Origin of the sequence: Moorena sp. SIO3I8 (genome assembly GCF_010692325.1) — a bacterium.
GTDB lineage: Bacteria > Cyanobacteriota > Cyanobacteriia > Cyanobacteriales > Coleofasciculaceae > Moorena.
In genome coordinates, this window is the sequence record NZ_JAAHHW010000016.1 from 105694 (window position 1) to 131518 (window position 25825).

Below are 25825 nucleotides of genomic sequence, written 5' to 3' on the forward strand. Positions count from 1 at the left end.
ACTCCCTACTCCCTACTCCCTTCAAACCTAATCACTCAACCACATGTAACCGTCGAGTAATCATAATCATCCCATCCCCCCGAATTAATATCGCTGAAATCCAGCGGTCTTCTGGTAACAGTGGGGCTCGGCCAACCTTAAAAATTCCCCCGGCAGCCAAAGATTCCAGGTCAATCTCCGTGGGATTAGTATAGCGCTTTGAGCTGACCGATTCTTCTATAGCTACTCCCAGCAGCAAATCATCTCCGAGGGGTTCGGTGACAATGGCATCAAAATTAAATCGCTGACCAATACGCACTTGTTCTGGTAACTTCACCGTTAGCTTGGGAGGATTGGCTCCTGATGTGATTTGGGAACGCTCTGCCAAAATGGTTGAATTGACAATTTTTTGGTTTTCAAAGCGCTGACGCGATCGCAAAGTCGATTCAAATTTGGTCTTACTAGCATCCTGTTCGTTACTAGTAATATAAGTCACTGTTTCCGCCACAATCGCGTTACCCTCTTGCTGCCAATCCGTCAGTTCCGTGCGGTAATTCAACAAAGGGTAGCGCTGCCACAATTGAGTCAACGCTTCTGCCATCAACTGCCGACTTAAGCCATCGGAGTTAGTAAAATTAGCGCTATAGAATCCCAGCAACCCTTCAACATCCTTGCCATTAGCGAAGCGATCAATTTGGCTGAGGGTATCTTTAAGCTGAGGCGGTGCGGTTTCCGGACTATCTGCTTGGGCTTTCAGAGGAGAGCCGAGGGTCAACCCTGCCGTTAATAGTACAAATACTGACCAGTCCAAAGAAATAGACTTGACTTTAGTAGTAAAAGACTGGGATAGTCGTTGCAGTAAGGTTGCTGGATTGGTCATTGGTAATCGTTAACTGGTAACTGGTAACTGGTAACTGGTAACTGTTAATTAGTAACTAGTAACTGGTAATTAGTAATTGATCATCGATGATTGGAGAAAGGGTAATCCCTTGCACCAATCATACCAAATCTAGTTTGATAACCTATGTCTAGTCCAGACAGTCGTGATCTCGAGATTTTCATCGGTGGGCGTTCACCCTTAGCTTTGAAAAAGCGCGGGGTCGCACCACTGCTAGGGTTTTAGGAAGGATTTGTTCCCGATTCCCGATTCCCGATTCCCGATTCCCTATTGATGTAATGAGGTAGAAAGGATTTGTTCCGACTTCCCGATTCCCGACTCCCGACTCCCGACTCCCGATTCCCGATTCCCGATTCCCTACTCCCGATTCCCTACTCCCATTAACCCAAGTCAAACGTCCCTCACCCAATTGATCAAGGAGACCAATAGCCGTGTCTAAGTCACCCATTCGATTGCTGATTGCCGCTAGTGGTACGGGGGGACACATATTTCCCGCCCTCGCAGTAGCCCAACACTTACCCAATTACACTATTGAGTGGCTTGGTGTTCCTGACCGCATTGAAAATGAGTTGCTACCACCAGACTACCCCCTGCACACCATTGCCGTAGAAGGCTTTCAACAACGCTTCGGTCTCGGTACTCTAAGCATTGTTACCCGCCTGGTCAGTTCAATTTGGCAAGTGCGGCAACTGCTGAGAGAGGGTAAATTTGATGGTGTCTTCACCACTGGGGGTTACATCGCTGGACCTGCAATTATGGCAGCACGGTGGCAGGGTCTACCTACCATTATACATGAATCTAACGCTATTCCCGGAAAAGTAACCCGCTGGCTAAGTCCCTTTTGCAATACCGTAGCCCTAGGGTTTGAAGCCGCTTCCAAGTACTTACCCCGGATTAAAACTGTAACCGTTGGTACACCAGTGCGCGATAGTTTTCAACTGACTCAGGCCCTGGAACTCCCGATTCCACCAGAGGTACCCTTGATTGTGGTGGTTGGGGGTTCCCAAGGAGCAGTGGCAGTGAATAAACTAGTGCGCCAATGTGCTCCTGTCTGGTTTGAAGCTGGTGCTTGGATTGTTCATTTAACTGGAGAAAAAGACCCAGAGGCTAACACTCTTAGCCATCCTCAGTACCTGTCTATGCCCTTTTATGACCAGATGGCACCATTACTGCAACGGGCAAACTTAGCGATTAGCCGTGCTGGTGCCGGAACCTTAACGGAGCTAGCCATAACTGAAACACCAGCCATTCTGATTCCCTACCCTTATGCAGCGGAAGACCATCAAGCTTTCAATGCAGCTAGCTTTAAGGATTCTGGTGCTGCTTTCGTATTTCGTCAAGACCAGTTGACTCACGAAACGTTAGAACAGGAGGTGCTGGCTTTACTCAAGTCACCAACTAGGTTAGAAGATATGAAACAAAAAGCAGCTAGTCTTGCGATTAGGGATAGTGGAAAGCGTTTAGCTTCTCTAGTTCGTGAGTTAGTTGAACAATGAAATATTAAATGGGAAAGGGAGTAGGGAGCAGGGAGCAGGGAGCAGAGAAGAGGAAAGAGAAAAATTATGTGTATCTCATTAGGTTAAAAAGTGCTTTATTTTATTTTATATAATAAAAATTGCTCAACCCGAGTAATATAAAGAAAATAATTGCAAAAAAAACCAAAATTTACTGTAGGCTATATTAGAGGTTTTGATTCGATAATGACTAGATTAATTTAATAAATTATTATCATTTTCCCATTCATTATATATATAGCGTTTTTCGTAGCTATGAGGTACACATTCTTTTTCACCTCTTCCCCTCCTGGGAGGGGTTAGGGGTGGGTTCCTATTCCCTGCTCCCTGCTCCCTGCTCCCTGCTCCCTGCTCCCTAAAAACCAGAAATTTGTACCTCAAAAGTCGTATAATTGCTATAATAATTGTTAATATTGAAACCAATTTACTGTAATGATTACTTTGTATAAGTCACCACCTTTATGGGGATTACCGAGCCTTAGTCCACCCTGTGTGAAATTGTAAACTTGGCTGCGTATAGCTAATATTGCTTACGATATCGAGATTCCTAAGGACTTTGCTAAAGCTCCCAAAGGCAAAGTTCCGTTTATAGACTATGAAGGAAAACTGATCGGAGACTCCACCCTAATTATCGAGATGCTTAAGGAAAAAGAGGGCATAGATCCTGACGGCGATTTGACCTCAACCGAAAAAGCAATATCCTTAGCTTTTCGGCGAATGCTGAAATAAAATACGTATTGGGGAGAGGTTTATATTCGTATGAACATTGAAGAAAACTGGCAAGTATACAAACAAGCATTAACGAATCTCTATTTTGATGGAAGCTCGACACCAGAATCGGAACAGTTTTTACAACAGGTGCGAAAGTCCATTTCTAATCAGATTTATGAACAGGGCATTGGTCGTCACTCCGAGAAGGAAATTTGTCAAATTATTAATGCTGATTTTCAAGCCCTGTCTGATTATTTAGCAGATAAACCATTTTTTATGGGGGATAAAGCGACCACTTTAGATGCAACGGCTTATGGTTATATTGGAAACATGATTTTACCTCCTTTCAAGAGTATGATTATTGATCGCGTATCTCAATTTAAAAATATCTGTCAATATTGTGAACGGATGAAACAGGAGTTTTTTCATGATTATTTGCCTTCTTAATCGAGAGTCACTTAATTTGTGTTTGAATCTATAATTCTATTGTATTATTGTTGTCACCTCCTCAAGTGGCCAAGTCGTGTAATCTAGCAGAAATTCAGAATCAATATGGAGACAATGGGAGGCATTTGCGATGACAGAAGTGAAACGGTATTGGATGATCGTTCATTACGAAACTGAATTTGAAGCGGAAAACGAAGACGAAGCCTATCACGATATTCGACTCGGTAATACAATAATCGAAAACGCAACAGTAGTGGCCAAAGAGCTTCCTGAGTCTTTAGAAGGGGGTCACCTCAAAGAAATTATTAACGAAGCTAAACTCGAAGCCCGACGAGAAGCAGCGGTGTCTATCCTGCTGGCACAACTCGCCTGGAAAACCGAAGACTATGCTCTGAGGTGGGAAGGACTCTCTAAGCTGGCACCTCAGAGACAGGAGCAAATTGAAGCACTATCTTTGGAACAAATTGAATCTCTGAGTATAGATGCGATCGCGTTTTCTAGTATGGCCGACTTGGAGGGTTGGCTTGATCGTTTTTATGGTTGAGAAGGGTTTGTGTATTAGGTGGGTGGGATCTAAGCTGAAGACTACTCACGCTGCCTTTGCTGCGGTCAAAGCTTACGGTAAAAGCTTAATCAACCATAAAGTTTTCAGACTTCTATCACCTTCTAGACTAAGGCAGTGGGAGAATATAGTTATCACCTGGCAAACCATTCAAAACCCTTAAAAACCCAACTATGGCCAAAACCGTTGCTGAAGTCATGACCCGCGAGCCGATCGTAGTGCAGCCCCAAACACCGATCAAGGAAGTCATCAAAATTATTGCTGAACAAAGCATCAGTGGCTTGCCAGTGGTTAACGAAGCAGGCAAATTGGTAGGAGTGATTTCAGAAGCTGACTTGCTGTGGCAGGAGACAGGAGTAGAACCGCCAGTCTATATCATGTTTCTCGACAGCGTCATTTACTTAGAAAATCCTGCCCGTTATGACCAAGAACTCCATAAAGCACTTGGACAAACCGCTGGAGAAGTAATGACTGGTCATCCCATGAGCATCAAACCGGATAAACCCTTACGGAAAGCGGCTAAGTTGATGCAGGAAAAATCAATCCACCATTTACCAGTAACAGATGAGGCAGAGCAAGTGATTGGAATTCTGACATCTGGGGATATTGTCCGGGCCATGGCAGCTGAATTAGCGAATTAAGGAAACTGTTCTATCTCAAACAGTGTTCACGGTGAACAAGTAACATGGTAAGTTGAGTTTTGGCTACATATAGATCAAATACCCATGAGCGTTACTCGTGAATCTGTCCAAGAGCTGCTGAATTCATCGGATTTTGGCCACCGCATTAGAGGATTAAACCAACTACGCCAGCTGGAACCATCGGTGGGGTTTGAGCTAATTCAACCCTTGGTTAAAGATAACAATGTTCGGATTCGATATGGGGCAGTCAGCCAGCTCGATACCTTGGGTGATCAGGATTTAACCGTATCTTTGACCCTATTACGCGATCGCCTTTTGAATGATCCAGAACCAGATGTTCAGGCAGCAGCAGCGGATTCCTTGAGTGCCTTGAAGCTCACCGAAGCCTATGATGATTTAGAGCAAACCTATCACCAAACCACTGAGTGGATCGTTAAATTTAGTATTATTGCTGCCTTAGGGGAACTAGGTGAACCCCGTTCATTTCAAATTTTAGAAGACGCTCTCAAATCCGATACCAGTTTAATCCAAACAGCCGCCATTAGTTCCTTAGGAGAATTGGGAGACCCCCGGGCTGTGCCTCTGCTGATTCCCTTTGCCACTAATTCCGACTGGCAAATTCGTTACCGGTTAGTACAGGCACTGGTTAATCTGGGAGGAGAAGAGGCTAAGGCAGTCCTAGAAACATTAGCTAATGACAGTGTTGAGCAGGTGGCTAGTGTAGCGCAAGATGCCTTAAAAGCATAAGGCTTGAACCGGGAATAGGGAGAAGACTGTGGGGAGAGGGGCTCACAGGGGTAGGTTTTTTACATTTGGGTCGGGAGTCGGGAGTCGGGAGTCGGGAGTCGGGAGTCGTCAGAAGCGGGAAATGGGCAGAATTACCCCGGAAATGATTGTGTATTTTGATACATATTTTAATACATATATTGAGGAGTTTCTAGCTAATGAAAGTACGTACTCAAAACCTACCCTTGTAAGATCTCCCCATCTCCCCATCTCCCCATCTCCCTATCTCCCTATCTCCCCATCTCCCCAGACTTCCCGCGCCCAGGGCTATAACATGCCAACTTACAAAAACCCTTCCATCTCAATCATTTCAATCATCTGAAGTCCACGGGGGTCTCCCACTTTCAAGAGGGCAGCTTTCGCGTCTTCTTTTACCCCTAGGTCTTCATCATCAGCAATTGCTTCAATTAAGGCATCAATAGCACCAGCGTAAACGGCATTGGAGGGCAATTCCCGACACAGTTGCCCGATAGACCAAGCACAATTACTGCGCACTGCTGCTACTGGGTCTTTCCTTAAAGCAGTAATCAAGGGCGGAATCGATGCGATTACTTCTTCATAATCTAACTCTGCCATTTGCGCCAGAGCACTAGCTGCCCACAAACGCACTGCAGGAATATCCGTTTTTAGGGAATCAATTAGAGAAGCTAAAGCACGGCGATCGCGACAGTTCCCCAATGCCCAAACAACCCCTTTACGGACATAACCGTTCCAATCAACGGTTAGCTGGTCAATCAAGGGCTTTACTGCCGTGGGACTGGGATTGTGCCCGAGACCATAGGCAGCACTTACCCGTACCAAAGGACAAACATCATTTAACAGGTTAATCAGATGGGGAATTGCCCGCTCATCTTGCAACTCACAAAAGGCACGAGCTGCTAGCATCCGTTGTTGGCTTTCCGGTGCCGTTAACAGAGCCAGCATTTCCTCTGGATCAGGTTTGGAAGCTTCTAACTCATCTTCAATCGGCTCTATGTCATCTAAAGGGCTTTCTAGTAAAGCCGTATTATCCAGTAAACTCAGATCATCATCTTCATACATGCCTGATAACCTACCTTATCTTGCCTGATTCTACCAGAGTCTTCATTAGTATTTCCTTGCCAATGGTTTAACCATCCACAGAGATTGGGTGCGGAAACCCAGTCCGTGGTAAAGGTTCAAAGCGACTTGATTCGATTGAAACACCTGTAGTCCAATTTGGCGATCGCCTCTTGCCCTTGCCCTAGCTTCAGCCTGCTGCATCAGTGCTGAACCAATGCCTTGACGGCGGTGTGCTGGCATGACGTACAGTAAAAAGATATAGCCATAGCGATCGCCATTTACCTGATCAACCCCATTGCCCATCCACAGACACCCCACGGGCAAGGGATGAGTTGCAGTATAACCTTTCCTAGAAACGTTCCCATCCGCTGCTGTAACCCACCACAGGGGGGTTTCTCTGGAAAAGTACTGTTTAACAGTCTTTGCCAGGTGAGAAAAATCATTTTGTTCCGGGAAAAGCTCTTGGTAAGTTAATTCCATGAACTTCACCAAAATTGCCCGTTCTCGTGCCGTTCCCAGGCGTAGCTGGTAGCCTGCTAACAATGGCTTACTCACCAATTTTCGCGAAATTTTGGTTAACAACCAGCTGAGCGAATACTGGTGCTTGAATGCTGGCAGCGTCAACTTCTTCAATCGGTGCAGGGGCTAGCATATCGTTCGGTAAAAAGATCCGAGAACTGACTGCCAACAGGGCAATTAAGAAGCCTAGTAGTGCCAGTAGGGGAGCAATGTACTGACGAAAAATAGCCATGAATTTAATGGTTCGTTGATTTTAACAATTCTTTACTTTTCCTATATTACTACAATGGCACAGCTTTTAGTGGTTGGAGGTTGGAGGTTGGAGGTTGGAGGTTGGAGGTTGGAGGTTGGAGGTTGGAGGTTGCAGGTTGGAGGTTGGAGGTTGGAGGTTGCAGGTTGGAGGTTGGAGGTTGGAGGTTGGAGGTTGGAGGTTGTTCGCGTAGCGTGGCCAAAGGCCAAGGTTGGAGGTTGGAGGTTGAAGGTTGGAGGTTGGAGGTTGAACGCAGGAGCACACGTCTGAGCGCCAGTGACTGCGTCAGCCGGAGGTCGTCTTTCTCCCCCACTCCCCATCTCCCTACTCCCCATCTCCCCATCTCCCCATCTCCCTACTCCCTACTCCCCATCTCCCCATCTCCCCATCTCCCTACTCCCTCCTCCCCATCTCCCCATCTCCCCATCTCCCCATCTCCCCATCTCCCTATCTCCCTACTCCCTACTCCCTACTCCCTACTCCCTACTCCCTACTCCCTACTTCGGTACGGACCAAGAACGCACGTGACCTAAGGTAACTGGCACCAGATCAATCACATCAATGGTGAAGCGATAGATTTTCTTGGCTCTGCGACCATTTTCTGGGTCAAAGAACTTCAGTTTTACATCCCAACAGTTGCTATCATAACGACAGAAGGGACTCTTCTCTACTTCAATACTATGGAGTTCCATGCCTATAGCTACCGCTTCGGAAATACTTTCGGCGGCTTGGAAGGCATTAATTGCGGCATAGTTGATAGCGCGATCGCGGTCAGCTTGTCCTAAGTTCCGTAGGTCATAATAGACCCGATGTAGAAATGCCGTCAAAGACTTCCGGATTGCCGCTTCATCAGCATTCTGCTGTTCCTGACGAACGGCTTCGATGGCATTATCCACTAAGGTGTTGATTGTCCAGCCGTACATGCCCCGGGGACTATAAAGCTTCAACACCGGCAGCTCTTGTCCAGAAAACAGTTTGACAGTTTTCCGGCTCAACCGTCCCGCCATACTCACCCGTTCTATATACTCGTCATCGTTTTCTGGCAATGCCTCACTGGCCAGCATATCCTGCAAGGTGGCGTAGGTATCATCGGCAAATGCCCCCACCGGTTCCAGGGCATAAATGGGGGTCAGTTCTAGGTTCAACGTCCAAATTAAAGACTTCGCTTCATAGAGATTCTGACCCAGATAATCTCCCATTTGCCTGGCATCGTAGGGGTTGGGGGGAACCATTACCCCGTTGACCTCTACCGGTGGCATTAACTGCTTAAAAGAATCCCGCCTTGCTTCTGTTCCGAAATCATACCCCACCGTTCCCATCACATAGACCAGGTTTGACCCAGCACTCGGCACAATATTATTGGCTGCTGTAGTATTAGCAGTGATATTATCAGCAGTGATATTATTAGCGGTGATATTATTATCGCTAACCCCATCAGAAGATAAGGTTAATTGATTTTCTCTTCCTGTTTCCGTTAATTCTTCTCCACTATTCCCTATTCCCTGTTCCCTGTTCCCTTTATTCCCGATTCCCGATTCCCGATTCCCGATTCCCGATTCCCGATTCCCGATTCCCGATTCCCGATTCCCTTCCTTAGACGATATAAAAACAATCGTACTTTTATCTTCTGAGCCTTGACTAGTAATCTCTGACTCTTCACCTTTGGCTGCTAATTCTTGTCCAGTAATTAACTCAAAGGCACCGGCAATATTAACCTTGCCCAGCAAACAGCGTTCTGGTTCTTCTACTTCTTCTGGGTCGCAGGGAATGGCACTATTGGTAATAGCAGCACGAATCGCTTCCGCATCGGGAGCTGCCCCTTGTTGTAATTGCAAACTCATTAACAAGGCCGAAATTCCAGTAATTACCGGAGCCGCACAACTGGTTCCTTTTTTCCGCACTGCTTCATCGGTTCCCGGTTGTGCCCCCAGAATATTTTCTCCCGGAGCCAGCACCCCTTGTTTGGCATACTGGCCACCGAAGTTACTGAACTTGGCCGGTTGACCATTATCTTTGTAGGCTCCAACCGTTAGTACTCCCGGCAAAACTGCCGGAATACACCAACATTCCCCTTTATCATTACCACCAGGGGCAACCACCAGAACATTATTCTCCTGGGCTTGACGCACTGCTTTTTCCAACAGTTCATGGGCGACACCGGATTGGGTGGGGTGACAGGCGGCGCAGTGAATAATATTCGCTCCCAGTTCCAAAGCTTGATTAAAGGCATGAACTAGGTTCAGGGGGTTGATGAAGTTCTCCCCATCCCGAGCAATGGGGATATTAATGCCTCGGCAACCAGGGGCAATGCCTTCAACCGGAGAGCCTGGTTGTCCAAAAATGGTACTGGAAATATGGGTAGCATGGAAATTGCAGAAAATCCGATAACGAATCCGGTCGTCTGGAATAGCAGCTTCTAGTTTTTCTTTTTTGGTGTCGTCGTCAAAGTCATCTAACTGATTAATCTCTCGGAAGACTTTGATCAGATCGGGGTCAATTTCAAGTTCTTCTGACCAAAAGGGGGTAATTCGACTCAGCTTTGCCCCCTGGAAACAGGCTCGGTCTAAGTCTACTGAACCATCTAATACTGCGATCAGAAGGCGAGAATCACCGGTGGTGTGGGTTTGGAGTTCGGTGAAGCCGGGGATGGTGGAGAGGTCGGGCATTTTTTTTTAAGGTTATGGATGGGGAGTGGGGAATTAAGAATTAAGAATTAAGAATTAAGAATTAAAAATTAAGAATTAAGAATTAAGAATTAAGAATTTAGAATTAAGAATTTAGAATTTAGAATTTAGAATTGGGAGTGGGGAGTCGGGAGTGGGGAGTCGGGAATCGGGAGGATGGGGAGAATTTTGGTGTTGCTGAATCAAGGGATCAATAGCAGTAGAGTGGGCATCCTGCCCGCGACCAAGGATCAATAGCAGTAGAGTGGGCATCTTGCCCGCCCGACTATCTATTGTAACGGGCAAGATGCCCATTCCACAGCAAGATCACTATTTTACAGCAACGGGCAAGATGCCCGTTCCACTAAGATGCCTATTCTACTACCAAGATGGCTGTTCTACTATCAAGATGCCTATGCTATCAAGATGCCCGTTCCCGCCAAATATTACCATCAACTAGTCACACATTGACTATCTACTCCTCCCGATTCCCGATTCCCGATTCCCGATTCTAATTGGGTATTGGTGGGCATTGCTTATTTAATTGCTCGCCGTTCAATAAAGATCATGTTCAGCAATGCCCACCCTACAAGTATCCCGATTCTTACCATCAAATAGTCAGACCTTGGGTATTGGTGGGCATTGCCTATTTAATTGCTCGCCGTTCAATGCCTGATCTTTCGGAAGCAATGCCCAGCCTACAAGTATCCCGATTCTCCCGACTCCCGATTCCCGATTCTAATTGGGTATTGGTGGGCATTGCCTATTTAATTGCTCGCCGTTCCATGCCTGATCTTTCGGAAGCAATGCCCACCCTACAAGTATTCAAATTCTTAATTCTTAATTCTCAATTCTTAATTCTTCATTCTTAATTCTTAATTTCCGATTCCCCTATTTAAAACGAAAAACCCCAATAGCTGGGGTTTCTCTATCGGAATCACAACATTTGTCAAAAAAGTCTCACCAGGGCAAGCATCGAGCAAACACCCAGCCGTGCCAGGTAACCGAAGACCCCGAAGTAGCCAGGGTTTCCCGTAAATTTATAACGGCCAATCGACCGCCCAGCAATGAAAAAAAAGACTTTTGAGATAATTTGCATTAACTGTGATAGAGTGATTATTACTCGTCCCCTTCCCCCGCAAAAGGAAATGAAAAAGTGACCCCCGGTGGTGCACTTATGGAAGGGGTAACACCGTGGCTGGTGGTGCCTCCCATGCCCTCCGTCAGGGCTGTTTCTTCCAAGCCGGGGATGGGCTTAGCTGTGGTGGAACGTACGATGGGAGATTTTTGGCCAGGCAAGAGTTTTTTCTTTCCCATTTGCTTTTGCTCCTGTTAGATTTTGTTTGTTACAGGGGTTATAATACCATTGGGTAAGGGCGGGGAGTCAAGGGGGGTTTACAATTCTTTACAGTGGGGAATTGAGAATTAAGAATTAAGAATTAAGAATTAAGAATTAAGAATTAAGAATTGGGAGTAGGGAGATGGGGAGATGGGGAGATGGGGAGATGGGGAGATGGGGAGAATTGTAACAGGAGCAATGGGCAAGATGCCCGTTCCAAAGAATTAAGAATTAAGAATTAAGAATTAAGAATTGGGAGTAGGGAGATGGGGAGATGGGGAGATGGGGAGAATTGTAACAGGAGCAATGGGCAAGATGCCTGTTCCACAAAACTTTGAACAGCCACTATAAAAAAGACTTTTGATACAACTTGCCGCTTGTTTAGATCGACTGAGTCTTACTCCGCATCGTCTCCGGCAAAAGGAGGACAGGCATAACTATGTAGTGTTTGACACTGTTGGGCGGGTTGGAGCCCCTGGGCTTGCCCGTCCCATCCAGTCGTCAGCTCGGTTTCGGTCAAGCCGGGGATGGGCTTTGCGGTGGTGGAACGTAGGATGGGAGATTTTTGGCCAGGGAGTAATTTCTTTTTGCCCATTTTGTTTTGCTCCTCTTTATTTTTAGTTATTTCTAGTGGTTAGAATACCATTGGATAAGGGCGGAGAGTCAAGGGGAATGGGGAGTTGGGAATGTAGAATTAAGAATTAAGAATTAAGAATTGGGAATCGGGAGTAGGGAGTCGGGAATCGGGAATCAGGAGTCGGGAGGAGGAAGGGTGGGGAGTTGGGGTGATGGGGTGATGGGGTGATGGGGAGTATTGGAGTCAAGCAGCAACAGGCAAGGTGTTGGTGGGCATTGCTATTTAATTGCTCGTCGTTCAATAAAGATCATGTTCAGCAATGCCCACCCTACGAGTATTTATGCGATCGCTTAAAATCTCCCTATCTCCCTATCTCCCCATCTCCCTATCACCCTATTTCCCTACTCCCTACTCCCTCTTGTAAAACCCCTAACACAGTGCCTAGATCTCCTGATAATAAGGCGGATTTGGCTAGCCACAAACCAGGGAAAATTGTTGAAGTGAGAATGCCTGATTGATCAGGTTGCAAGGCAATATATTTCCCCTCTTGTAAACAGAACCAATCCAATTCTTGGTCATACACTCGCCAGACCAAATACTCCTGCACCTGATTACGGCGATAGACATTGAACTTTTGGTGTAGATCATACGACGCGCTACTGGCCGCAATTTCAACAATCAGTTCCGGTGCCCCTTCGACATAGTCGTCGTTGCTGATCGTAGATTGTCCATTTTCCTCGATGCGCAGCAGAGCATCGGGTTGGACTTCGTTGTCAGCATCTAGACCCACGGTAGAGTTATTCAAAACTTCTACACCAGTAGTAACCGCTTCGTAGGCAACCAGCCATCCCATAATGTGAGCATGGGGTTTACCGTGAGCTTTAGCATGAACAGCAGGAGTCATATACACACATCTTTCTATTAATTCAGCTTTTTTGATCTCGGGCATAGCGGCGTAGCGCTGCTCAAATTCAAAACGGGTGAGTGTGTCGCCGTTTTCTAGGGGGGGTATGGTTAAGGGTAGGGTAGAAATAGTCATAGAGCGGTTTGCAATGTAGTTAAGTACAAAGTTTTGGGTTTTTAGGGAGCAGGGAGCAGGGAGCAGGGAGCAGGTAAGAGGCAAGAGGCAAGAGGCAAAAGTGCGATCGCATAAGCTAGCTTGTAGGGTGGGCAAAAAAAGTTGGGTTCAAATCAGTATTCTAGATAATATAATTTTGCCCACCCTACTTGAATTCGTTTTTTTTTACACTCAATTTACTCTAAGTTTTAGCTTGTAGGGTGGGCAAAAAAAGTTGGGTTTAAATCAGTATTCGATACCATAAAACTTTGCCCACCCTACTTAAATTATGTGTACTGATAGCTGATAGCTCAGATTAAACGGATGCATTTCATATTTGCTGTTTTGGTGGTGCGTTACGGGACGGGCTGTTCCCCGGGCGTTGAGGCGCAAAATTAGGGTGAGCTCGTCCCTAACACACCCTACGCAGCTAATAACTGACCGCTGATTCCTTACAACTCTTCCTCTATAGGCTCGCCGTGATCAAAAATAATAATAAATTCAGCATCCGGCATCAACCGTTTCAAAGCCTTTAAATGGCCCTCGGCATCTGAACGCTTGCGGAAACGAGCAACAACGACCCGTTGCATCTTCGATAGCAGCCTAATAATCACCCATGGATGTAGGCGTTGATGGTAAGACATAATCTATGTATCTCCTTGTACTGGGGACCAAGAGCCAGCCACACCGGCCTCGCAAAATCCGTTGGCTGGCTCTTCCCGTGGACGTTTGGCGGGTAAGGCAGGAGATGTTACCATCTCCTCCTCCCCTAAGAACCGGACTTGAGACTTTCACACTCATCCGGCTCAAGCCTATTCAGTCCACCCTTTTGTGTAGATGTTTATTTTTGGCTTTNCGAAATATTGGGCAGCAGGCAAAAAATATTGTAGATTATAGCGGTTCTCATAGTAATTAGAGACATACAATATTTTTATCAATTTTTGCGTGAGCAAGGGGGAGTCTCATCACTGGTAATTACCCATCGGGGTGGTATTGGTAAAGCAAAGGAAATTCAGGAGAGTATGGGGTGCCAAGTCCTGATTCAAGAACAAGAGGCTTACTTACTGCCGGGATTAGACCTAGTTACATTTCACCAGGAGTTGACTATAAATCCCTACTGCTACGTCATTTGGACTCCTGGTCACTCTCCTGGTTCTTCTTGTCTTTACTACACTGGTGCCGGGGGTGTGCTATTTTCTGGGCGTCATTTGCTTCCTAGTAAACAAGGAGAACTGTTGCCCCTGCGAACCCCGAAAACATTTCATTGGCCGAGACAGATTCGGAGTCTGCAATCGTTGCTTGAGCGTTTTACCCCAGAGACTCTTCAATTTATCTGTCCTGGTGCCAATACTGGTTTTTTGCGAGGCAAAGGCGTGATTGACCAAGCTTATCAGCATTTATCAGCAAGTTTGGGCGAAGTTTAAAAACCCAGAAGAGCTATATATCTGACGCCCTGACCCCCTGATGCTCTGACGCCCTAATCTACAGATAATCTAACTTGCCTTAGCAAGAAAAGTATCAGAGGTTAACAACTTGATTGCTTCCTGATACTGAGTATCTGCTTTTGTTCCCACTTCGCTCAAACTAATTGCTTCTAAAGGCACTTCCAAGTCTGGCTCAATCCCTAATTTATTAATATCCCGGTGATTGGGGGTCTCGTACTTGGCAACGGTAACTGCTAATCCTGACCCATCTATTAGTTCAAATAAGGACTGAATTAACCCTTTGCCAAAGGTTTTTTCCCCGACTAGCTTTGCCCTACCATTGTCCTGTAAAGCCCCAGCTAGAATCTCACTAGCACTGGCGCTGCCTTGATTAACTAATACAACCAAGGGGTCTTCCGTAAGAGCGTCACCATAGGCTTCAAAGCTACCAATGGTGCCTTGGCGGTTAACGGTGTAAACAATAGTGCCTTGATCTAACCAGAGGCGAGCAATTTCAATACCTGCCTGCAAGAGACCCCCTGGATTATTCCTGAGATCAAGAATATAGCCATCTGCACCCATCTCCTTGAGTTTAGCAACGGCGTGGGCAACTTCCATTGGGGCGTTGGCACTAAATTGAGACAGGCGAATATAACCGACTGGGTCTCTATTGTCCTGGGTATCGAGGACAGAATACACTGGGTTTAGGGAAATGCGATCGCGTACTATTTCCACCAATTTTGGCTGTTCTTTCTGGCTTTGAATCTTCAAGGTAACTGTTGTACCAATTGGTCCACGCATCCGCGCTGCCGCTTCATCTAGAGTCATGTCCCTAGTCAGCATGCCATCAATTTCTAGGATGTGATCCCGTGGTCGGATACCGGCTAAATCCGCTGGTGATTGAGCAATTGGGGTGATTACTTCTAACTGACCAGTTTCCACATCAATGGCAATTTGTAGCCCGACACCGGAGAGTTCACCAGAGGTGCTGATTTGCAAACTATGATATTGTTCAGGTCTGAGCAATCGTGTGAAGGGATCCCCAAGACTCCCTAACATTGTTTCTATGGCAGTATAGGTAGCTTCACGATTAGGCAGCCGCTTTTTCAAGGTCTTCTGACGTAACGACCACCAATTTTGATGGTTAAAGGTATCATCAACGTAGGATTGAGAGACAATCCGCCATGCTTGGGAGAAAAGCCTTTCCTCCTGAGAGAAGGCAGCCGCTTTTGGTGTCCAGCAGGCAGACAATAGCATGATTGGCAAGATTAGTAACAGTCCAACCCACAAGGATCGTTTGTGCATGATCAAAATTATTAGAGTACTTGTTAAGTTATATTACCTGTAACCGCTATCAGGTATAATATTAGGGCTGTAACCGCCAGAGTTTACGGCAAATTAATGAAGCAAGTCATGTTAAAATTAACATCATGTAACATATAGGCTGTATTCGTTGTAACTTAGGGAGTTGAAGACTCCGACATTCAACGTCTGACGGCAAAATCCTTTCGGAAACTCTGGCCTCATGTTTTCTAAGCAAATCACTGACTCGAAAGTATACGACTGGTTTGAGGAGCGTCTGGAAATTCAGGCACTTTCCGATGACATCACTTCAAAGTACGTACCTCCCCACGTTAATATTTTTTACTGCCTGGGTGGAATTACTCTAACTTGCTTTATAATCCAGTTTGCTACTGGATTTGCCATGACCTTCTACTACAAGCCGACGGTCGCTGAGGCATTTAGCTCTGTACAGTACATTATGACTGAAGTGAGCTTTGGCTGGCTGATCCGCTCTGTTCACCGCTGGTCTGCCAGCATGATGGTGCTGATGATGATTCTGCACGTCTTCCGGGTCTATCTGACTGGTGGTTTCAAAAAGCCCCGTGAACTGACCTGGGTGACAGGGGTAGTTTTAGCAGTAATTACAGTCTCTTTCGGTGTGACTGGCTACTCCTTGCCTTGGGACCAAGTTGGTTACTGGGCGGTCAAGATTGTATCTGGCGTTCCTGAAGCTATTCCCGTAGTTGGTTCTTTAATCGTCGAACTGCTGCGCGGTGGTACTAGTGTAGGTCAGGGTACTCTGAGTCGCTACTACAGCCTACATACCTTTGTTCTACCCTGGTTTATCGCTGTCTTCATGCTGCTGCACTTCCTGATGATTCGCAAACAGGGCATTTCTGGTCCGTTGTAAATCTGTACTGACTAAAAGTCAGGAAAGTGTTAAAACTAAATGCAAACCTTCCTGCTGCCACCTGCTTACCTTTACTTATTAAGGAGAATAATTTAAGCAATGTCAGTTCTTAAAAAGCCGGATCTAGACGATCCCATTTTACGTGCCAAACTAGCCAAGGGGATGGGTCATAATTATTATGGCGAGCCAGCTTGGCCTAATGACCTCCTCTACGTTTTCCCAGTGGTAATCATGGGTTCCATTGCTCTATGCATTGGTTTAGCTGTGCTCGATCCAGCTATGATTGGTGAGCCAGCAGATCCCTTTGCCACACCGTTAGAAATCCTCCCGGAATGGTATCTATATCCTGTTTTCCAAATTTTGCGGATTCTCCCTAATAAACTTTTGGGTATTGCTGCTATGGGATCAGTTCCCTTGGGTCTGATGCTGGTTCCCTTCATCGAAGGTGTTAACAAATTCCAGAACCCATTCCGCCGTCCAGTGGCAACTACGGTATTTTTATTTGGTACCCTAGTCACCATCTGGCTTGGTGTTGGTGCTACCTTCCCCATTGATCAGTCTTTGACTTTGGGTCTGTTTTAAGATAAGCCTAACCATCAGGCTGATCCTACAACTAGAGTTTGAACAAGACGTGAGACGCATTCCCCCACCTCGTCCAGGTGGGGGTTAGTCCACGCCAACAACAATAGCTAAAAACCTAAAACATCAATCAATCTATTGTCGTCTACATTTTTAGAGGTTAAAATATTAACTAACAATAGAATCATAGACTAGTGAAAACGCCGACCAAAGTCATCAGGACTGATAAATGGAAGCTTAATCCGTCTCCCGGACAAAAAATCTTGTTTTCGGAGACGGTTAAAGTTTATCGTCAGGCTTGTAGGTACTTAGTCGGTATTATCTATACTCATTGGTCTGAGCTTGGTGGCTTGACTGCTGTACAGCTAACTCCTGCTGTCGAAAAGTTGATGCATAAAACAGCCAAGCGTCCAAATATCAAATATCCACAATTCAACAAGGCTTTTTACAAGTTCCCTAGTTACTACCGTCGAGCTGCGATAGCATTTGCCGCTGGACAGGTTAGTAGTTATGTGACTCGATACCGTGAATGGCAGTCTGGTAGTCGAAAAAGAAAAGATAGCAAGCCACCAAGATTAAATGCTGATACTGGCTGCTATCCAGCTTTGTACAAAGGTCAATGTTACAAGCTACATGGTTTTGACCAAATCGAAATCAAGGCTTTTAATGGTAAAGATTGGGTTTGGACTACAGTTCAAATAACTGGTCTAAGAGAGCGTCATAAGATAGCTACAAACAAGATGATGTCCCCTTCGTTGATTTTTAACGTACGGTACTGTCATCTGTCTGTTCCGTTTACTTGCAAACCAGAAAAACGCCAGCCATTGGCTAACATAACTGCGGTAGATTTAGGGATTAATACTACCGCTACCGTAGCAGTTGTAACCCATAGTGGCACTGTAATCCATCGTGATTTTATTCATCTTGGAAGAGACATAGACCGCAGGGACAAACGACTAAAGTCCGTATCAGCAAGAGCATCGAAAACGATGGGAAAAGGAGGAAAACTACATAAAGGTTTTTGCTCTTTGACTTATCAAAAATGCCAAAGAATCAATAACCAAATTGGCCATATTGTTTCCAAGCGGATTGTTGAGATTGCTGAAAAGTTTAACTCGGAAGCCATTGTATTCGAGAATCTTAAAGGGTGGAAGCCCATTGGTGGACGAAAGCGGTCTAATTTAAAACAAAGATTCCACGGATGGCTCAAGGCAAAAATCCGCGACTTCACAGAAATGAAATGGGCTGAATTGGGTGGAAAAGTGATAGAAGTCGTTGCGTCTTATACCTCTAAACTTGCTTTTGATGGCTCTGGTACGGTTAAGAGAAATTCTCAAAAATACTCTTTGGCAACCTTCCCTTCAGGTAAGCGGTTTAATGCCGACTTAAACGGCGCTTACAACATCGGTGCTAGAGGTGTGTTTAAACTCACTCGCAGAAATGACGGTGAGGGTCGTTCCAGCAAAAGTTCTGGACGACCACCTAGAAGCTGGGTTTGCTTGTGTGATTTGTGGGCTGCGGCTAGCCCTAGATTAGCATAAGACACCACCACCTGGCTATCGCCACGCTACGCGAACGGTGATAACCAGGTGGTGGAAGCTTCATCTAGAGTTTGTGGGATTTCGAGTGGTAGCGTAATTAGTCTTTTAAAAAAGCTTTTCTGAAAATCCCACGTACTTTGAGCCGTGGGATTTTTGCTTGATAGCAATTTCAAAGAATTTCCTCAGTGCCAAGTATCGTAACCCTGTCTCCCATGGCTACAAGTTCTTGGTTGTTTTTCCCTAATATCCCTAATGCTTTTAGAAATAGTTCGAGGGTAAGATAGGTGAATCGAATTCAAAACTAACGAATTTGAGCGACACACAGAAAACCGCATCTAACTACGTATTCATTTTCCTAGAGATTTTTGAGTGTGAAGGGGGCATCCAATCCTACGTCAAAGATATTTTCGAGGCATATTTGTCTGTTGCTGCTAAGACTGTTACCAGTTCTAGCGCTCAAGTATTTTTGCTGCGGGATGGTCTAGGTTGTGACAATCCCTTTGATGTCTACCCACTCAAATTCCATTACCTGAAAACTAAGTCTCCTGTGCTAGGGCGTGTTCGCTTAACAATAGCGCTATGGTTTTATTTATGGCAAAAACGTCCCAAGCATGTTTTCTGCGGTCATATCAAACTGGCTCCCCTGACTCAGCTGTTGTGCAATAGTCTGGGGATTCCCTATACAGTTTTGACCTATGGCAAAGAGGTTTGGCAACCCTTACCCCTAAAAGAACGTAATGCCCTAGACCGGGCAGGAGCAATTTGGACTATCAGTCGTTACAGTCGCGATCGCGCTTGTGCTGCCAATAAGCTAAATCCTGAAAAGGTAAAGATGTTGCCTTGTGCTGTTGATGGGAATACTTTTACTCCTGGTCCGAAATCACCAGCCTTAATCGAAAAGTATGGTCTGGCTGGTGCTAATGTGTTGATGACCGTTGCCCGTCTGTGGTCTGGGGATATTTATAAAGGAGTAGATGTTACCATTCAAGCACTTCCTGCGATCGCAAAAATCTTTCCAGAGGTTAAATATCTAGTCATTGGTCGTGGTGATGATCAACCTAGACTGGCACAGCTAGCGAAAGATTTGGGTGTTGCCGATCAGGTGGTTTTTGCTGGTTTTGTCCCTACACCAGAATTAGTGGAACACTACCGAGTGGCTGATGCCTACGTCATGCCCTCCCAAGAAGGCTTTGGGATTGTATACCTAGAGGCCATGGCTTGTGGTAAACCTGTCCTTTCTGGGGATTCTGATGGTTCTGCTGATCCGTTGCAAGATGGTCAGCTTGGTTGGCAAGTTCCCTATCGAGACCCTGATGCAGTTGCTGCAGCTTGTATTGAAATTCTCAAGGGAGAGGATCAGCGCTGTGATGGTCAGTGGTTACGAGAACAATCCCTAGGATTATTTAGTAAAGAGGCTCTGACAAAGCAGTTAAAAGAGTTCCTCGATTTTGCTTAAACACAGAGACATCAAGCGAGAGTTAGCCACTCAATAAATTAAGTGGCCGGGGAGCTTACCGGGATTCCCATACGGCCATCGTGTTAGAATAGAATCGTGAGTAAGAACAAGGTTGGTCGCGTTTATATTTTGCTAGTACGGTGAGATTCCGGCCAGGAGGAGACGGGGTAATTCCTACGACCATGGTACAGGCAAGTAATGCAGCAAAAGGTAGCGATTTATTGCCCTGATCTGTTTGGTACAACCACTCCGAAAGCTATTCAAATTAAAAGTAAATCCACAGGTTGACTTTTTGTTAATTCGTTCGCGTAGCGTGGCCTACGGCCAGGGAGGTAGGGCAGTTTTGAGTCTGCCACAACAGTACAGACTGGATTTTTTTCTAGTCAGTATTGTAAGCTTCGTGGAGAGGCGCTTTCCAATGGCGAATCTCATTCGCCATTGGAAAGCGCGCCAAGCGCGGTTTTAACCCGCGTAACGACACGACTCTTAGAATTCCTGCGTTTTCAAACCAGGGAGAACTCAATAGGATATAACTACCCGATCATATTTGTTATTGTTAAAAGAAAACTGTGAATCAGAATACCCCGAGACAGTTCCAGTTCAACCTGTCAGGTATGGGCTGTTGGCTAGCGTTCTTCTTAACTTGTTTCTTGCTAGGCACAGTTGGCTTGGGATGGGTAGTCAATGGTTTTTTGATTTTGATTGCTTTTTTAATCATCTCACCAGTGATTGCCTGGTTCGGAGTTCGCTGGTGGCTCAGACGTAATCTAGTGGAAGATCAATGTCCAGTCTGTGCCTATGAGTTTACTGGGTTTAATAATACCCAGTGTCAGTGCCCCAGTTGCGGGGAAGTTTTGAAGATAGAACAGGGTCGTTTTAACCGCTTAGCAGCTCCAGGCACCATTGATGTGGAAGCGGTTGAGGTATCGGTTCAGCAGATTGAAGATTAGAGTAATCGCTAATCACCAATAGACTTCGCTGCAGTTGTCAGGCAAAAGGCTTGCACCCAAAAGCCTTACGTACAATAATTATTGACTGTTGAACTTTTCATTCTGCACGCTGGTACTAGGGAGTTTTAGTGATCGATAAGGTATAAGGATGCTGTTCACCATTGCGATCGCCGACGTAGAATGAGTAGCTGCCTTGCTCCCAATATCCCATTTTAACAATATTCCCCCCAGATAAATTATCGGCCTGTGTACATGAGGTACCATTGGGCTCCTGAATCAATAGAGTGGGCTGGCCCTGGCTTTCTAGGTTGAAGCGCAAGTAGGTAAAATCTTGGTTCAAATTAATGACATGATTGGGCTGGTTACTAATCATACCGCATTGGCTCTTGTTTGATCCTCCAGAGTTTCCAGTAACTACGATGGGATCAGGCTGGAATTCAGGCTCAAGGTTGATGGTTTCGGCGCTGGCGACACCAGCGCTACTTAAGCATACAGCTATGGTGATCGGAACAATCATCCAGTGTGGGAATAGTTTAGTCATTGTCATCCCCTAAAGTCTTGTGTTCTATTACTAATACACTTGTTCTAGATTACTTGACTATCTCCATTTGAATTTGTTTCGGGTAAGCTATCAGCTATCAGCTATCAGCTATCAGCTATCAGCTATCAGTTATCAGCTATCAGTTATCAGCTAGCATTAAAATGCTGAAGGCTGAGGGCTAAGGGCTGAGGGCTGAAGGCTGACTGCTGATAGCTGACGGGTACCTCACCCAATTTAAAACTGCTATATAATGATGAGGCTTGATTTCATAGCAGTTCAGTGCTATTGCCGATATTCAACTGGTTAAGTCTAGACATAGTTAAACATAGTCATCAGGTGTTTGCAAAAAAAAATGGTATCAAGCAAAATCTGCTATAATCTCGGGGAATTTGCTTACTGATCCTTGAAATCAGCGTTTAAAGTCATTACAAAGCAACCATAAGCAGCCTGGTAATTAAATATGGCTAGCCCCACTCTAAAAACAGGTCAACATCGAGAAGGTAGCTGGTATTTTCCGCTGCGACTGAACTTGGTTCTGCCACTGGTGACTAGGCGTTGCGTGGCAGCGCTTTTGGAAGTATCGCTGGTAACTACTAGTGCATTGCTCCCTTACGGGATTGGTTTGTATGCAGAAAAATACTCGAAGGCAGAACCGGTTCCCCTTAACCCAGTGTTGGGGGCAACCCAGAATGCGATCGCAAAAACTCTAGCTTACCCGCGCCTACAACTAACCAAGCGAGTCACTCCCCTGACCAATTTTTTTTGGTGTGCTTCGTTAGTGATGCCAGTAGGAGTAACCCTATGGCAACTTTATCTGCTGGGAAAAACTGGTCAAACTATTCCCAAAGGTTGGTTTGGAGTGCGAGTGGTTACCGCTTCGGGAAAACCGCCTGGTTTGATCGGTGCGGTGTGGCGTGAGGCAGTGGGACGCTGGGGATTACCACTGGGAAGTGCTTATCTACTCTGGCGCTACACTGGAGCGTTTCCCGACTTGTTAATTTTGTTGGGATTGGCAGGATTGATGCTATTGGCAGAGAGTTTTAGTTCTGTATTAAATGCTCAACATCGCAGCCTCCACGACTACATAGCCGGAACTTATGTGTCGGATTCCTCTCGGTTGCTCTTGCCGTACTGGTCAAGTTTTGAATCCTCCCCCTCACCAGAGTATGAAGAGGTAGAGCTAGAGGAGGAGACTGATGGGCAATGGTCTCAAGAGTATGAAGAGGTTGAGCTAGAGGAGGAAACTGATGGGCAATGGTCTAATCACCAGAAAGCTACCTGGGGTTACCGTAGCGCAACAGTTAATCCCATTACCCTGTACTCAAAATCTCAACAGCACTCCCCCAATCTTTGGTTGTGGATGCGCCGAAATCCTGGTCTTACTCTGCTAATTGTTACCTTTGGCGGGATGGGTTCTGTACTCGGCACGTTTGTGGGTACCCAAATCTATATTCAAAGTCAGGCCAATTGGCGAGCGTTCAATCAGCAGAAAAATCAGGTCTTTCTGACCTTAGTGAAACAATTAAGCTCCACTGATAGCACTGCTCAAGAAGAACGTTTGGGATCAATTCTGGCTCTAGGTAGGATAGACGACCATCGTGCTGTACCGTTTCTGGTGGATTTGCTGGGTCAGGAAAATACCCCTAGCTTGATTGATACCCTCCAACAAACCTTGGTCAGTAAAGGTGTTCAACCCCTTCCCCATCTACGAATATTGAATCAATCTTTGGCCAACGACCAGAAAACCCTAACCAGGGAAGGTAAACCAGGGGTTGGGGGAGTGCTAGCGGTGCGGCACCGAGCAACTAAGCAAGCTATCTCGAAAATTCTGACTATCTACGACGGTCAAGTGCATAATGCTAACCTGAGCTATATTAACCTCAGTAAGGTTAATCAGGGTTATGGCTATTTTAATCCAATTCTGAACAATCTGAATTTGTCGGGCATTAATTTCCGCTACGCTAATTTGTCCGGTGCTAATTTGCAGGGTAGTCGCTTCTATGGCCCTGGTGAGGATGAACATTTTGGCACTTTTGATGATTGGGTCAGTGACTTCAGCGGAGCTGATCTCAGAGAAGTTAACCTAACTGGTGCTATTCTCGACAATGTCTTGATGAATCGCACCAATTTAATCGGGGCAACCCTGAACCGAGCAAGGTTTTATAACGGTAGCCTGATCGGTGCTAATCTCAGCAGTGCCCAGCTGATTAATGCTGATTTCCGTAGAGCTATCTTAGAAAATGCTAGCCTCACAGGAGCTAATTTGGGGGAAGCAAAATTCAGTCTCTCTAGTCTTCATGGTGCTCGTTTGGGCAAAGTTAGTGCTGTGGGGAGTGATTTCTCTTCTGCTGATTTAAGTCAATCAAGCTGGCAAGGAGCGAATCTTTCTAGGGCAAATTTGAGTAATGCTAATCTCAAAAATGTTGATTTCAATTCAACCCAATTGGTAGGGGCTAATTTACGCAATGCCCAGCTGTACAATGCTAAGCTACGTCACGCTAATCTAAGTGCTGCGGATTTGCGAGGGGCTAATTTAGCTGGAGCAGATTTTCTGGGAGTTACCTTTGCTATGGCTAAACAGAACAAGGCTAATCAATTTATTACCTTGCCACCACCTAAATCGAATTTAGCCCGGATTAAGGGGGTGAATTTTACCAATGTTAAAAATTTAGATGAGCAGCAACTTCGATATATTTGTACCTATGGTGGACTTCATCCTAGATGTTTGTGACACTATTTTAGAGTAGGGAGTAGGGAATAGGGAGTAGGGAGTAGGGAGTAGGGAGTAGGGAATAGGGAACAGGGAATAGGGAATAGGGAGTAGGGAGTAGGGAGTAGGAATAAAATCATGTTTACCTGATAACTATGAGAAACGCTATAAACTTTTAATCATATAAATTGACCACGAAAAAAATCAGCCTACTTGATTTTTTTCTATTGTCAAAAAATTAGCGATGCTCTGAAAGATCCGCTACGCGAACGCATAAATTCAAAAGCTACTGAGTCGATTGACTATCTTCGAGTTGACTTGAGTTGAAAACCCCCTTAACCAGAATAGATTGCTTAATGGATTGCGTTGATTTAAAGTTAACTATCAACAGTGAACAAAACATCAACCTGTATATAGCGGTTTATATTATAATCAAATAATTTTTACTTTCTTGCCTGTTCCCTGTTCCCTATTCCCTGTTCCCTATTCCCTGTTCCCTATTCCCTGTTCCCTATTCCCTTTGCTATATTAGTTTCACCAAAGCAATTAAGCTAATATGAGCGAGAAAGCAGCCATCATTAGAATTAGGTATTGAGGAGTTGAGGAAATGGGTAATGCTATTGGTTTATTGTCCACACTAGGAACGCTGGTGCTGGGGAGTCTGGCTAGTTTAATGATTAAGTCGCAACCAGCATTTGCTCAAGCTGCCTACGGAAGTTATGTGGGAATCGGTCCTACCTTTGGTATTACAAAGGATGATGATGGAGAAGGTCAGCAAATTGGTGGATTAATTGCGTTTCGCTACAAATTCCTAGAAATCCCGATTTCCTTCCGGACACAAGCCCTGATTGGTGCTGGCACTGCTATTGTGCCAACAATTAGTTACGATTTCCCCCTTAACTGGCAAACCGATGCTTACGTGGGAGCAGGGGCTGTATTTGCTAGCGGTCACTCTCCCTCACCAGTAGGAGATAAAACGAGTTTTGCTATACAACCTGGTATTGATTTTATGATCCCTAATAGCCAAACGGTTTTGTTTGGTAATGCGATTATTGCTTTTGATGCCTATCGGGAGGGTGGCGGCGTGGCTGCTTCTGTTCAAGGTGGATTTGGTTTAAGATTTTAGTTTGAATCGTCGGGAGTCGGGAGTCGGGAGTCGGGAGTCGGGAATAGGGAGTAGGGAGTAGGGAGTAGGGAATATGGCATCAAAAATTCTCACAATTCCGACACGGATTGCTATATTACTTTATAATCACCTGGCGTTAGCGATGGTGTAGTCTTGACCATGCCAGGCTTTTGCCTTGATCAAGGATAGTTTGGATTGGGAAAATGCGTTCGCGTAGCGGCTCTTTCAGAGCATCGCTCTTTTCGTTTTGCTCTTTTCGTTTTGCTCAGAAGTCCTGAATCGAGTAATATAGCAACTCTCATAGTCATAAAGTACACAGG

At 45.4% G+C, this 25825-nt stretch carries 32 protein-coding genes; 17 read left to right on the forward strand and 15 right to left on the reverse strand.

Annotated elements, in window-relative coordinates; all coding sequences use genetic code 11:
* Positions 1-31: 31 nt before the first annotated feature.
* Positions 32-859, reverse strand: a complete 828-nt coding sequence (locus F6K51_RS08950) for a nuclear transport factor 2 family protein (protein ID WP_293019691.1) — start codon at positions 857-859, stop codon at positions 32-34.
* Positions 860-1308: 449 nt separating this feature from the next.
* Here F6K51_RS08950 and murG point away from each other — a divergent pair, with 449 nt between their 5' ends.
* The 6 genes from murG to nblB all read left to right on the forward strand — a co-directional run bounded on the left by murG (position 1309) and on the right by nblB (position 5499).
* Positions 1309-2373 carry an undecaprenyldiphospho-muramoylpentapeptide beta-N-acetylglucosaminyltransferase gene (gene murG / locus F6K51_RS08955; protein ID WP_293019693.1) on the forward strand — a complete coding sequence of 355 codons (1065 nt, stop codon included), beginning with the start codon at positions 1309-1311 and terminating at the stop codon, positions 2371-2373.
* A 534-nt stretch (positions 2374-2907) separates the two neighbouring features.
* Positions 2908-3120: a Tom37 metaxin N-terminal-like domain-containing protein gene (locus tag F6K51_RS38355; RefSeq protein ID WP_365939929.1), complete on the forward strand. Its 213-nt coding sequence runs from the start codon at positions 2908-2910 to the stop codon at positions 3118-3120.
* 30 nt (positions 3121-3150) lie between these two features.
* Positions 3151-3549, forward strand: a complete 399-nt coding sequence (locus F6K51_RS08960; protein ID WP_293019695.1) for a glutathione S-transferase C-terminal domain-containing protein — start codon at positions 3151-3153, stop codon at positions 3547-3549.
* A gap of 130 nt (positions 3550-3679) precedes the next feature.
* Positions 3680-4093, forward strand: coding sequence for a DUF4351 domain-containing protein (locus tag F6K51_RS08965; RefSeq protein WP_075896758.1), 414 nt, complete (start codon positions 3680-3682; stop codon positions 4091-4093).
* A 191-nt stretch (positions 4094-4284) separates the two neighbouring features.
* Positions 4285-4752 (forward strand): CBS domain-containing protein, encoded by a 468-nt coding sequence (locus F6K51_RS08970; protein WP_293019698.1) that lies wholly within the window; start codon positions 4285-4287, stop codon positions 4750-4752.
* A gap of 84 nt (positions 4753-4836) precedes the next feature.
* Entirely contained in the window at positions 4837-5499 is a 663-nt protein-coding gene (gene nblB, locus F6K51_RS08975) for a phycobilisome degradation protein NblB (RefSeq protein WP_293019700.1), read from the forward strand.
* 108 nt (positions 5500-5607) lie between these two features.
* On the opposite strand, the gene F6K51_RS08980 is transcribed toward nblB, so the two are convergent.
* From F6K51_RS08980 to F6K51_RS09000, 5 genes are all read right to left on the reverse strand, one after another.
* Positions 5608-5748, reverse strand: coding sequence for a hypothetical protein (locus tag F6K51_RS08980; RefSeq protein WP_293019702.1), 141 nt, complete (start codon positions 5746-5748; stop codon positions 5608-5610).
* 72 nt (positions 5749-5820) lie between these two features.
* Positions 5821-6579 (reverse strand): HEAT repeat domain-containing protein, encoded by a 759-nt coding sequence (locus F6K51_RS08985; protein WP_293019704.1) that lies wholly within the window; start codon positions 6577-6579, stop codon positions 5821-5823.
* 45 nt (positions 6580-6624) lie between these two features.
* A complete protein-coding gene (locus F6K51_RS08990) occupies positions 6625-7134 on the reverse strand; it encodes an N-acetyltransferase (protein ID WP_293019767.1) in 510 nt (169 codons plus the stop codon).
* Positions 7127-7330: a hypothetical protein gene (locus F6K51_RS08995; protein ID WP_293019706.1), complete on the reverse strand. Its 204-nt coding sequence runs from the start codon at positions 7328-7330 to the stop codon at positions 7127-7129. Before F6K51_RS08995 ends, F6K51_RS08990 begins: the two co-directional genes overlap by 8 nt.
* Before the next feature lie 49 nt (positions 7331-7379).
* Positions 7380-7610 carry a restriction endonuclease gene (locus F6K51_RS09000; protein WP_293019708.1) on the reverse strand — a complete coding sequence of 77 codons (231 nt, stop codon included), beginning with the start codon at positions 7608-7610 and terminating at the stop codon, positions 7380-7382.
* 14 nt (positions 7611-7624) lie between these two features.
* Between F6K51_RS09000 and F6K51_RS09005 the strand changes: the two genes are divergently transcribed.
* On the forward strand, positions 7625-7876 hold the full coding sequence (locus F6K51_RS09005) for a hypothetical protein (RefSeq protein ID WP_293019709.1): 252 nt from the start codon (positions 7625-7627) through the stop codon (positions 7874-7876).
* Here the strand turns inward: F6K51_RS09005 and F6K51_RS09010 are convergent.
* Together F6K51_RS09010 and F6K51_RS09015 are read right to left on the reverse strand one after the other, a co-directional pair.
* Positions 7846-10014: a PatA/PatG family cyanobactin maturation protease gene (locus F6K51_RS09010; RefSeq protein ID WP_293019711.1), complete on the reverse strand. Its 2169-nt coding sequence runs from the start codon at positions 10012-10014 to the stop codon at positions 7846-7848. The genes F6K51_RS09005 and F6K51_RS09010 overlap by 31 nt on opposite strands.
* A 111-nt stretch (positions 10015-10125) precedes the next feature.
* On the reverse strand, positions 10126-10317 hold the full coding sequence (locus F6K51_RS09015; RefSeq protein WP_293019712.1) for a hypothetical protein: 192 nt from the start codon (positions 10315-10317) through the stop codon (positions 10126-10128).
* An 83-nt stretch (positions 10318-10400) separates the two neighbouring features.
* Between F6K51_RS09015 and F6K51_RS09020 the strand changes: the two genes are divergently transcribed.
* Together F6K51_RS09020 and F6K51_RS09025 are read left to right on the forward strand one after the other, a co-directional pair.
* The gene (locus F6K51_RS09020) at positions 10401-10526 is read left to right on the forward strand and encodes a hypothetical protein (protein WP_293019713.1); all 126 of its coding nucleotides are present in this window, start codon (positions 10401-10403) and stop codon (positions 10524-10526) included.
* A 120-nt stretch (positions 10527-10646) separates the two neighbouring features.
* Positions 10647-10883, forward strand: coding sequence for a hypothetical protein (locus F6K51_RS09025; protein WP_293019714.1), 237 nt, complete (start codon positions 10647-10649; stop codon positions 10881-10883).
* 247 nt (positions 10884-11130) lie between these two features.
* Here F6K51_RS09025 and F6K51_RS38360 read toward each other — a convergent pair whose 3' ends face one another.
* The 5 genes from F6K51_RS38360 to F6K51_RS09045 all read right to left on the reverse strand — a co-directional run bounded on the left by F6K51_RS38360 (position 11131) and on the right by F6K51_RS09045 (position 13628).
* The gene (locus tag F6K51_RS38360; protein WP_364301995.1) at positions 11131-11328 is read right to left on the reverse strand and encodes a cyanobactin class RiPP; all 198 of its coding nucleotides are present in this window, start codon (positions 11326-11328) and stop codon (positions 11131-11133) included.
* A gap of 419 nt (positions 11329-11747) precedes the next feature.
* A complete protein-coding gene (locus F6K51_RS09030) occupies positions 11748-11945 on the reverse strand; it encodes a cyanobactin class RiPP (protein ID WP_293019716.1) in 198 nt (65 codons plus the stop codon).
* A gap of 106 nt (positions 11946-12051) precedes the next feature.
* Positions 12052-12228, reverse strand: a complete 177-nt coding sequence (locus F6K51_RS09035; protein ID WP_293019717.1) for a hypothetical protein — start codon at positions 12226-12228, stop codon at positions 12052-12054.
* A gap of 87 nt (positions 12229-12315) precedes the next feature.
* Entirely contained in the window at positions 12316-12966 is a 651-nt protein-coding gene (locus F6K51_RS09040) for a Uma2 family endonuclease (RefSeq protein WP_293019768.1), read from the reverse strand.
* Positions 12967-13436: 470 nt separating this feature from the next.
* Positions 13437-13628 carry a hypothetical protein gene (locus F6K51_RS09045; protein WP_071105647.1) on the reverse strand — a complete coding sequence of 64 codons (192 nt, stop codon included), beginning with the start codon at positions 13626-13628 and terminating at the stop codon, positions 13437-13439.
* Positions 13629-13874: 246 nt separating this feature from the next.
* Between F6K51_RS09045 and F6K51_RS09050 the strand changes: the two genes are divergently transcribed.
* On the forward strand, positions 13875-14408 hold the full coding sequence (locus F6K51_RS09050) for an MBL fold metallo-hydrolase (RefSeq protein ID WP_293019769.1): 534 nt from the start codon (positions 13875-13877) through the stop codon (positions 14406-14408).
* Between the two features lie 69 nt (positions 14409-14477).
* Here F6K51_RS09050 and ctpA read toward each other — a convergent pair whose 3' ends face one another.
* A complete protein-coding gene (ctpA, locus tag F6K51_RS09055; protein WP_293019720.1) occupies positions 14478-15713 on the reverse strand; it encodes a carboxyl-terminal processing protease CtpA in 1236 nt (411 codons plus the stop codon).
* 220 nt (positions 15714-15933) lie between these two features.
* Between ctpA and petB the strand changes: the two genes are divergently transcribed.
* From petB to F6K51_RS09080, 5 genes are all read left to right on the forward strand, one after another.
* Entirely contained in the window at positions 15934-16602 is a 669-nt protein-coding gene (gene petB, locus F6K51_RS09060) for a cytochrome b6 (RefSeq protein ID WP_070391575.1), read from the forward strand.
* A gap of 99 nt (positions 16603-16701) precedes the next feature.
* Positions 16702-17184: a cytochrome b6-f complex subunit IV gene (gene petD / locus F6K51_RS09065; protein ID WP_075897229.1), complete on the forward strand. Its 483-nt coding sequence runs from the start codon at positions 16702-16704 to the stop codon at positions 17182-17184.
* A gap of 191 nt (positions 17185-17375) precedes the next feature.
* Positions 17376-18722 (forward strand): transposase, encoded by a 1347-nt coding sequence (locus tag F6K51_RS09070; RefSeq protein ID WP_293019724.1) that lies wholly within the window; start codon positions 17376-17378, stop codon positions 18720-18722.
* A gap of 310 nt (positions 18723-19032) precedes the next feature.
* Positions 19033-20178 carry a glycosyltransferase family 4 protein gene (locus F6K51_RS09075; protein ID WP_293019725.1) on the forward strand — a complete coding sequence of 382 codons (1146 nt, stop codon included), beginning with the start codon at positions 19033-19035 and terminating at the stop codon, positions 20176-20178.
* A gap of 569 nt (positions 20179-20747) precedes the next feature.
* Complete coding sequence (locus F6K51_RS09080) at positions 20748-21128, forward strand: hypothetical protein (protein ID WP_070391577.1); 381 nt, start codon at positions 20748-20750, stop codon at positions 21126-21128.
* Positions 21129-21243: 115 nt separating this feature from the next.
* On the opposite strand, the gene F6K51_RS09085 is transcribed toward F6K51_RS09080, so the two are convergent.
* Positions 21244-21669: a hypothetical protein gene (locus F6K51_RS09085; RefSeq protein WP_293019728.1), complete on the reverse strand. Its 426-nt coding sequence runs from the start codon at positions 21667-21669 to the stop codon at positions 21244-21246.
* A gap of 460 nt (positions 21670-22129) precedes the next feature.
* On the opposite strand from F6K51_RS09085, the gene F6K51_RS09090 reads away from it, so the two are divergent.
* On the forward strand, positions 22130-24400 hold the full coding sequence (locus tag F6K51_RS09090; protein ID WP_293019730.1) for a pentapeptide repeat-containing protein: 2271 nt from the start codon (positions 22130-22132) through the stop codon (positions 24398-24400).
* A 586-nt stretch (positions 24401-24986) separates the two neighbouring features.
* Positions 24987-25505, forward strand: coding sequence for a hypothetical protein (locus tag F6K51_RS09095; protein ID WP_075897241.1), 519 nt, complete (start codon positions 24987-24989; stop codon positions 25503-25505).
* Positions 25506-25825: the final 320 nt, after the last annotated feature.

Coding starts and splice junctions, on each gene's coding strand:
- F6K51_RS08950 (WP_293019691.1), bottom strand. CDS start 859: ATGACCAATCCAGCAACCTTACTGCAACGACTATCCCAGTCTTTTACT.
- F6K51_RS08960 (WP_293019695.1), top strand. CDS start 3,151: ATGAACATTGAAGAAAACTGGCAAGTATACAAACAAGCATTAACGAAT.
- F6K51_RS08965 (WP_075896758.1), top strand. CDS start 3,680: ATGACAGAAGTGAAACGGTATTGGATGATCGTTCATTACGAAACTGAA.
- F6K51_RS08970 (WP_293019698.1), top strand. CDS start 4,285: ATGGCCAAAACCGTTGCTGAAGTCATGACCCGCGAGCCGATCGTAGTG.
- nblB (WP_293019700.1), top strand. CDS start 4,837: ATGAGCGTTACTCGTGAATCTGTCCAAGAGCTGCTGAATTCATCGGAT.
- F6K51_RS08980 (WP_293019702.1), bottom strand. CDS start 5,748: ATGGGGAGATGGGGAGATCTTACAAGGGTAGGTTTTGAGTACGTACTT.
- F6K51_RS08985 (WP_293019704.1), bottom strand. CDS start 6,579: ATGTATGAAGATGATGATCTGAGTTTACTGGATAATACGGCTTTACTA.
- F6K51_RS08995 (WP_293019706.1), bottom strand. CDS start 7,330: ATGGCTATTTTTCGTCAGTACATTGCTCCCCTACTGGCACTACTAGGC.
- F6K51_RS09010 (WP_293019711.1), bottom strand. CDS start 10,014: ATGCCCGACCTCTCCACCATCCCCGGCTTCACCGAACTCCAAACCCAC.
- F6K51_RS09020 (WP_293019713.1), top strand. CDS start 10,401: ATGGCTGTTCTACTATCAAGATGCCTATGCTATCAAGATGCCCGTTCC.
- F6K51_RS38360 (WP_364301995.1), bottom strand. CDS start 11,328: ATGGGAAAGAAAAAACTCTTGCCTGGCCAAAAATCTCCCATCGTACGT.
- F6K51_RS09030 (WP_293019716.1), bottom strand. CDS start 11,945: ATGGGCAAAAAGAAATTACTCCCTGGCCAAAAATCTCCCATCCTACGT.
- F6K51_RS09040 (WP_293019768.1), bottom strand. CDS start 12,966: ATGACTATTTCTACCCTACCCTTAACCATACCCCCCCTAGAAAACGGC.
- F6K51_RS09045 (WP_071105647.1), bottom strand. CDS start 13,628: ATGTCTTACCATCAACGCCTACATCCATGGGTGATTATTAGGCTGCTA.
- ctpA (WP_293019720.1), bottom strand. CDS start 15,713: ATGCACAAACGATCCTTGTGGGTTGGACTGTTACTAATCTTGCCAATC.
- petB (WP_070391575.1), top strand. CDS start 15,934: ATGTTTTCTAAGCAAATCACTGACTCGAAAGTATACGACTGGTTTGAG.
- petD (WP_075897229.1), top strand. CDS start 16,702: ATGTCAGTTCTTAAAAAGCCGGATCTAGACGATCCCATTTTACGTGCC.
- F6K51_RS09085 (WP_293019728.1), bottom strand. CDS start 21,669: ATGACTAAACTATTCCCACACTGGATGATTGTTCCGATCACCATAGCT.
- F6K51_RS09090 (WP_293019730.1), top strand. CDS start 22,130: ATGGCTAGCCCCACTCTAAAAACAGGTCAACATCGAGAAGGTAGCTGG.
- F6K51_RS09095 (WP_075897241.1), top strand. CDS start 24,987: ATGGGTAATGCTATTGGTTTATTGTCCACACTAGGAACGCTGGTGCTG.